The organism is Leptolyngbya cf. ectocarpi LEGE 11479, assembly GCF_015207065.1.
GTDB classification, from domain to species: Bacteria; Cyanobacteriota; Cyanobacteriia; order Phormidesmidales; family Phormidesmidaceae; genus Leptothoe; species Leptothoe ectocarpi.
Window position 1 is genome coordinate 1 of the sequence record NZ_JADEXP010000357.1, and the last position, 6470, is coordinate 6470.

Here is a 6470-nt window from a genome sequence, read left to right on the forward strand (position 1 = left end):
ATCTAGTTCTGCTTCCTGACGAAGACTTAGGGGCCGGTATTCAAGCATTATCCAATGCAACTGGTATTCAAGGCGTGGCCAGGGCCGCTGACTTTGAAGATCATGCCTTTACCACAGCCGAATTAGATAGCCCCAACGCGTCAGTTTTTGACAACCTGGGGGTGGCCGTGGTCCCCCTAGATCCAGATCAGGCCCAGTCCGTACGGGTCAGTGCTGCCGCTAACCCCAACGTACTCGCCATTCAGCCAGAGCGGGTGGTGTATGCTCTGGGTGGACTGTCCGCCGACTATCTGCGGGGCTACCGTGACGCGGCCACTCACCTGTGCGACCAGGTAGAGCCCCAGCGCGGTCAGACAGCGGCCGGCAGCCAGAAAATGGACGTTCCAGAGTTTAAGGACTGCAAAACAACCTGGGGGCTGCAGGCCACTAAAGTTGTAGATTCTTCCTACAGCGGTCTGGGCATTAAGGTGGCTGTATTAGACACTGGGATGGATCTAAATCACCCAGACTTTGCTGGTCGTGTAATTCGCAGCCGCTCGTTTATCAATGGAGAGACTGCCCAAGACGCCAACGGCCACGGCACCCACTGTATTGGGACAGCCTGTGGTTCAAAAGATGTCCTAGAACTGCCTCGTTACGGTGTGGCCTATAACGCTGAAATTTTTGCTGGAAAAGTTCTCAGCAATCGAGGCTCCGGCTCTGATAGCGGTATTTTAGCTGGCATCGAGTGGGCCGTTAATAACGGCTGTGCCATCATTTCCATGTCCCTGGGTGCCCCTACTCGTCCCGGTGATACCTTCTCACCCATCTACGAGCGAGTGGGGCAACGAGCCTTGAGACAGGGTTCTTTGATTATTGCCGCCGCCGGAAATGAAAGCCGTCGTGATACGGGTCGTATTAATCCAGTGGGCTATCCAGCTAATGCACCCTCACTGATGGCAGTGGCAGCGCTAGATAATCGGCTAGAACCCGCCGTCTTTTCTAATGGCAGCATCAATCTAGATGGTGGTCAGGTGGATATTGCTGGCCCCGGTGTGGATGTTCATTCCGCCTGGCCGATGCCCGACCGCTACAATACAATCAGCGGCACCAGTATGGCCACCCCCCACGTGTCGGGAATTGCGGCCCTCTATGCAGAAGCAACAGGGGCTCGGGGTATGGAACTCTGGGCCTGGCTGATGCGAGACGCGCAGCGATTGGGGCTACCTGGGACCGATGTTGGTATCGGTCTAGTCCAGGCACCTTTGTTGTAAGCGCTTACCTCTGTTACATTGGCGGAGCCGATGCTGATCTGTTTATATCAGCATCGGCATGAGGAATGATGAAACCCACCAGGCTCAAACGACTAAATCAATGGCTGATGGTTATCATGGTGACTGTCAGCCTAGTGAGCTGTTGGCCGAGTGGGTCAGACGCCATTAATGCAACCCCTGGAGGTGATATGGACAAGGTAAAGGTAACAATCTCCATTGACGATGCCCATGTTGAGCAAATAGATCAGGTGACCCAACAGCTTAAAGGAGCCGGTCTGGAAGTGGAGCAAACCCTATCTACCCTTGGTATTGTCACCGGTTCAGTGGAAACAGAGAAAATGTCCGCTCTATCTAAGGTGGCGGGTGTTGAATCTGTCGAGGCGGATAAAAGTTATCAACTGGCACCGCCTGATTCTGACGTGCAGTAGACATACAGTGTAGACATAAGCGCAAAGAGACCGTGCTATTTAAGGCCCAAGACTTTGCAATTCTTCTTGAAGTTGTTGTAGCTCTATCAGCATATTTTCCAGCAATGTTTGCTGTCCGGTCCGGTACTTCTGTGTGGATAGCGGGGCGATGGGCCTGTGGAGAATAGGCTGAGCTTTTTTTTGATACTCATCTAAGGCGACTGAGGCTGTTTTAGAAAAACGAGTAAGGTAGTCAGAGGCTATACTTACTGTATCATCACCAAGCTGTGGGGCTTGTTTGGGTAATGGCTGCCAGTTCACCCATAGATCAACGGGACGCGGCTGTTCAAAAATCTCACAGGCTTTATAGACCCAGGCCACGACGGCTCGTTGTTTTTGTTTCCACACAGGTTTAAATATCTTTTCTAACCAGCGAGTGCCTGTGTCAGTTTGAAAATCAGCGGCTAAGCTGGACTGATAGTGTTTTAACAAATTTTCTGGCTGCAGCCAGTCTTCTAACTCTGTCACACTTTGTCGAAATCCTGTTTGAATCAGCTGCTGAACTTGCTGCTGGATCAGGGTACGGCGGGAGGTGGGAGATTCTGTTAGGGTTTGTAGCTGCTGTTGCAGTATTTGCTGCAGCTGCTCTACCAGGGGAATTAAACGAGGCACCCGATAAAGCGCTAACTGGGGGAGACGCACTCGCGCTAGATCCTGTAAAGCTGTTTCTAGAGCCGGTAGCCCGGTGGCTGCAGCCATATTTCCTTTAAGGCGAGCCCGCAGAGCTGGCAGGGCATCGACGGCATAGAGATTATTCATACCATCGGGCAGGGTGGTGCGAAAGTCCTGGGCTAACACCTGCAGACGCTGCATTACCTGCTGGCGCTGCTCCGCTTCCATTAAATTGAGAAAATTGACAACAAACAATACGGTGGTGATGCCACGAGCCAGAAGCCAGTCCCACAGATGGTCTCGCTCGGTCAGGGTCATGAGCTTGCGACCGTCTAACAGCTGTATCACGACATCAGTTTCTAGCAGCTGGGTATACACTAACTGATTGTTGTTGGCTTGGTCGTCAGTCCCTGGTAGGTCCACCAGTTCCACCCCAGCCTGTAGTAAGGGATGGGGGCATTGCACCTCGGCAGCCATGATGTCTTGCGGTCGATCGAGAACAGCGTATTGCTGTAGCAGCTGAGTGCCCGGTTCTTCTAAAACAGTGCCGTCGCCTAGGGTAATGCGGCTGGTTAGCTGCGGTCCGTAGTTAATGGTGATCACAGTCCCGGTGGTGGGGACTAGGGCAATGGGTAACGTTTTCTTGCCTAGCAGCGCATTGAGCAGGGTGGATTTACCGTAGTTAAAGGGGCCAAAGACGCTGATGCGTAGGGTGGGATGGGAGAACAGGACACACTGGCGCAATAGCTTAGCCTTTAGTTCAGCCTGGTCGGGGTTGAGCAGTCCCACGGCTTTTAAGACTGGGTCTAGACTCGGGATAGATGGAGGCGTAGCGGTCATAGATTAGCGCGGGTTGCGATCGCGTTCTATAAACAGCTTGTAACCAACCCAGCCAATGGCAAACAAGATCAGGACACCTGCAAACCAGGAAGCTACTCGGATACCGATCATCACACCCACAACTAGCAAACCAAACTGCACAACTTTAGGCAGACGTCCAAACCAGCTACGGTTTGGACCTGCTTTATGTTTTTTATGTCTAGCCGTGGGCTGCGCCGGGTTCGACTGTTCTATTTCTGACTCCAGCTCCCGCATTCGCACCTTAACTTCTCGCTCTTTAAGCGCAGCTTCCCACCGTTGGAGTTCTTCTTCTTTAGACTGACGTTCAGGATTCATAGGCTTGATAAACTATCGAGGGCATTACCAATCTCTGGTGCGTAATGTCATAGACTTCACCTACAATTTTACGCATTTTTAATAGCAAGTGCCTTACCACACCGCTGCCATATCAAGTGAGAACCCAGGCAGGGTAGCCTCTCCTGAAAGTGTTACAGGATTTTCTAACAACTGAGAATCTATTTCAGGGCGATAGATCCATACTCGACGCTGTTTGCGATTGATTAACCACCCTAGTCTTACCCCACTTCCCATATACTCTTCCATTTTTGCCTGGGTCTCACGAAGCGTATCGGACGGAGACATCAACTCCAGCACAAAATCAGGAGCAATGGGGGGAAAGCGTTCTCTATCTGCAGGGGAAAGCGCCTCCCAACGTTCTTGTTTGACCCAGGCAATATCCGGAGAACGGTCACCCCCACCGGGTAATCTAAAACAGGTGGATGAGTCAAACAATACTCCTAACTTTGATTGCCGATTCCAGATGACAAAGTCTGCACCAATTTCAATATTTCGATTTCCCGTTTCACCGCCTGTGGGTGGCATCAGTAACAAATATCCTCCTGGCGTACGTTCAAATTTGACATCTGGATGGGCACGACACAGCTCATAAAATTGCTGGTCGCTTAATGTGGTGAGTGCGCCAAAATCTACCGTGAACGTCATAGCTAAAAGATAGAAGACTGAAGGGCAGAAAAATCTAATGCTCCAGATGTTCGTGATCTTAGCCTAATTTTTTGCTGTCTTGGTGATGGTTCAACCCTCAGCCACACCATTGCCACCTAAGGAGATGAGGGCGATAATGGGCGAGCAAAATCACCTGAACTAACCACTATGACCAGCAATCCACCTCAGTACAATGCCCAGTACAATGTCTACGGCCTCGGTAACGCTCTGGTGGATATTGAGTGTGCCCTGTCGGTCGATACTCTGGCCAGTATCGGTATGGATAAAGGGGTGATGACCCTGCTGGATGAAGCGGTTCAAAACCATGCCATTGCCCAGCTCAAGGACTATGCCACCAAACGCTCCTGTGGGGGCTCAGCCGCTAACACGCTGATTGCCATTAGCCAGCTAGGCGGTAAAACCTTCTATGGCTGCAAAGTTGCAGATGACGAGTACGGCAAGTTTTACACCCAGGACCTAGTGGACTGCGGAGTGGATACTAATCTGACCAGCCATGCTCCCGAATCAGGCATTACGGGCAAGTGTCTGGTGCTGGTTACCCCCGATGCGGATCGGACCATGGGTACTTTTCTAGGGATTTCATCCCAGCTCTCGGAGGCTGACCTCAACCCCGACGCCATTGCCGCTGCAGAATATACCTATTTAGAAGGGTTTCTAGTTAGTGGCGACGCCAGTAGGCAAGCGGCGATTAAAGCAGGAAAACTAGCTAAGGCCGCAGGCCGTAAGGTGGCCCTTTCCCTGTCGGACTACAATATGGTGAAGTTCTTTAAGTCGGGTTTGTTGGAGATGATTGGCGACGGTGTGGATATGCTGTTTGCCAATGAGTCCGAGGCCCTGCTGATGGCGGATACCGATGATATTGTCAAGGCCATTGACCATACCAAGACCTATGCCAAGGCCTTTGCCATTACTCGGGGTGCCCAGGGTTCTATCATCTTTGATGGCCAGCAGGTAACGGAAATAGCGCCCTACCCAGTAGAAGCGATTGATACCGTGGGGGCCGGTGATATGTATGCTGGGGCCGTGCTTTATGGCCTTACCCACGGGCTGAGCTTTGCCCAGGCGGGTGAGTTGGGGTCGATGGCTTCGGCCAAGCTGGTGACAGCCTACGGTGCGCGCATGGCCACCGATGAGCTGCAGGCGGTTTTGACTACAGTGGTCGGAAGATAGGGAAGTAATGCTGAATTAAGGCTGATGGGTGATACCCACTCTAGGAAGCATCAAGGCTTTCAGCGAGCCACAAAAGCTTATTTCAGTGCCATTCCTCTATAAACTGACTGCTGTACTGTCTCCTATGCTTTCTAGCTAGGTTAACTGGTCATGGCTAACAGTGTTCAAGCACATTGTAGCGGCTCTGTGTATTCCTTATCTGGGTGTCCTACCTGGAGAACATCCAGGGCAGACGACAGGAAAGCAATGGGCTGGGACAGTGAACCGGGTTCATGAATAACCAGGTCGCCGGATGCCAACCAGTTTTCGACTATGGGATAGTCGAAAACTTGCCCCTAGGTGAGGCTATCACCTGGTCAGAACTCGACATAGAGCTATTAGAAGTAATTGAAAAATAGCTCTATAAATATAATTTTTAAGCGTATATCTTATTTTAAGATATACTAGTTCTATTGAGATATAACCTATATTTTAAGTATATGGACGATCAAGATTTAGGACTGACACTAAAAGAGGAGGTTGCTCTCACAGCTTTATGCGAGAAACCTCGCTATGCGCTAGAAATTGTTAAGGCAATTGAAGGAGGTGGAGGGAAAAAAATTTCGCCTAATAACTTATATCCTATTCTAAAAAAACTAGAAAAACGTGGTTTTGTTTCTTCTTGTTGGGGAGATGAGGCTCCAGGTGAGTTAACAGGGGCACGTAGACGTTATTACAAGCTTGAAGGCACCGGTTACAAGGCGCTACAACAAAAGGCTGCAACCTTGAAAGCAATTGCAGCTTGGGAGCCCAAATTAGCTATGCAGCCTATGAGTGAAGGTTGCTATGTTTGAGAACTTAATTAAACTTTTTAGTTCAATTTTTCCTAATTCAGTATTGTCTTCTCTTGAGGAAGAGCTTGGATTCATGGAAGATTTATTTTCTCATCTGACGAACGGGGAAAATAAATTGATTGGTAGAATTACACTTGCTTGGTGGTTAACATGCTTATTCGCAAAAGGAATGAGCCTTTTCTTAAAGAATTGCCTGGATTGCTTATTATTGGCTAATCAATCTTTCAAATTCTGGGCTGGCTCTATTAGAACTGGAGGCAATCATATAATTC

The 6470-nt window shown here is 49.9% G+C and carries 8 protein-coding genes; 5 read left to right on the forward strand and 3 right to left on the reverse strand.

Going from position 1 to position 6470, the window contains the following annotated elements:
* Positions 1-1253 (forward strand): S8 family peptidase (locus IQ260_RS25490; RefSeq protein ID WP_193995888.1); only part of this gene is annotated, 1253 nt, incomplete at its 5' end.
* Positions 1254-1318: 65 nt separating this feature from the next.
* Positions 1319-1681, forward strand: coding sequence for a hypothetical protein (locus IQ260_RS25495; protein WP_228016426.1), 363 nt, complete (start codon positions 1319-1321; stop codon positions 1679-1681).
* 39 nt (positions 1682-1720) lie between these two features.
* Here IQ260_RS25495 and IQ260_RS25500 read toward each other — a convergent pair whose 3' ends face one another.
* The 3 genes from IQ260_RS25500 to IQ260_RS25510 all read right to left on the reverse strand — a co-directional run bounded on the left by IQ260_RS25500 (position 1721) and on the right by IQ260_RS25510 (position 4174).
* Entirely contained in the window at positions 1721-3172 is a 1452-nt protein-coding gene (locus IQ260_RS25500; protein WP_193995889.1) for a dynamin family protein, read from the reverse strand.
* A gap of 3 nt (positions 3173-3175) precedes the next feature.
* Positions 3176-3508 carry a DUF4436 domain-containing protein gene (locus IQ260_RS25505; protein WP_193995890.1) on the reverse strand — a complete coding sequence of 111 codons (333 nt, stop codon included), beginning with the start codon at positions 3506-3508 and terminating at the stop codon, positions 3176-3178.
* Between the two features lie 93 nt (positions 3509-3601).
* Positions 3602-4174 carry a Uma2 family endonuclease gene (locus IQ260_RS25510; protein WP_193995891.1) on the reverse strand — a complete coding sequence of 191 codons (573 nt, stop codon included), beginning with the start codon at positions 4172-4174 and terminating at the stop codon, positions 3602-3604.
* 168 nt (positions 4175-4342) lie between these two features.
* On the opposite strand from IQ260_RS25510, the gene IQ260_RS25515 reads away from it, so the two are divergent.
* The 3 genes from IQ260_RS25515 to IQ260_RS31260 form a co-directional block, all read left to right on the forward strand.
* Positions 4343-5365, forward strand: coding sequence for an adenosine kinase (locus tag IQ260_RS25515; RefSeq protein WP_193995892.1), 1023 nt, complete (start codon positions 4343-4345; stop codon positions 5363-5365).
* A 479-nt stretch (positions 5366-5844) separates the two neighbouring features.
* Complete coding sequence (locus IQ260_RS25520) at positions 5845-6198, forward strand: PadR family transcriptional regulator (protein ID WP_193995893.1); 354 nt, start codon at positions 5845-5847, stop codon at positions 6196-6198.
* Positions 6191-6470: hypothetical protein (locus IQ260_RS31260; RefSeq protein WP_228016427.1), on the forward strand; the 280-nt coding region annotated here is incomplete at its 3' end. The genes IQ260_RS25520 and IQ260_RS31260, both read left to right, overlap by 8 nt.

Excerpts from the sequence above, each read along its gene's own strand:
- IQ260_RS25495 (WP_228016426.1), top strand. The coding sequence starts at position 1,319 with ATGATGAAACCCACCAGGCTCAAACGACTAAATCAATGGCTGATGGTT.
- IQ260_RS25500 (WP_193995889.1), bottom strand. The coding sequence starts at position 3,172 with ATGACCGCTACGCCTCCATCTATCCCGAGTCTAGACCCAGTCTTAAAA.
- IQ260_RS25505 (WP_193995890.1), bottom strand. The coding sequence starts at position 3,508 with ATGAATCCTGAACGTCAGTCTAAAGAAGAAGAACTCCAACGGTGGGAA.
- IQ260_RS25510 (WP_193995891.1), bottom strand. The coding sequence starts at position 4,174 with ATGACGTTCACGGTAGATTTTGGCGCACTCACCACATTAAGCGACCAG.
- IQ260_RS25515 (WP_193995892.1), top strand. The coding sequence starts at position 4,343 with ATGACCAGCAATCCACCTCAGTACAATGCCCAGTACAATGTCTACGGC.
- IQ260_RS25520 (WP_193995893.1), top strand. The coding sequence starts at position 5,845 with ATGGACGATCAAGATTTAGGACTGACACTAAAAGAGGAGGTTGCTCTC.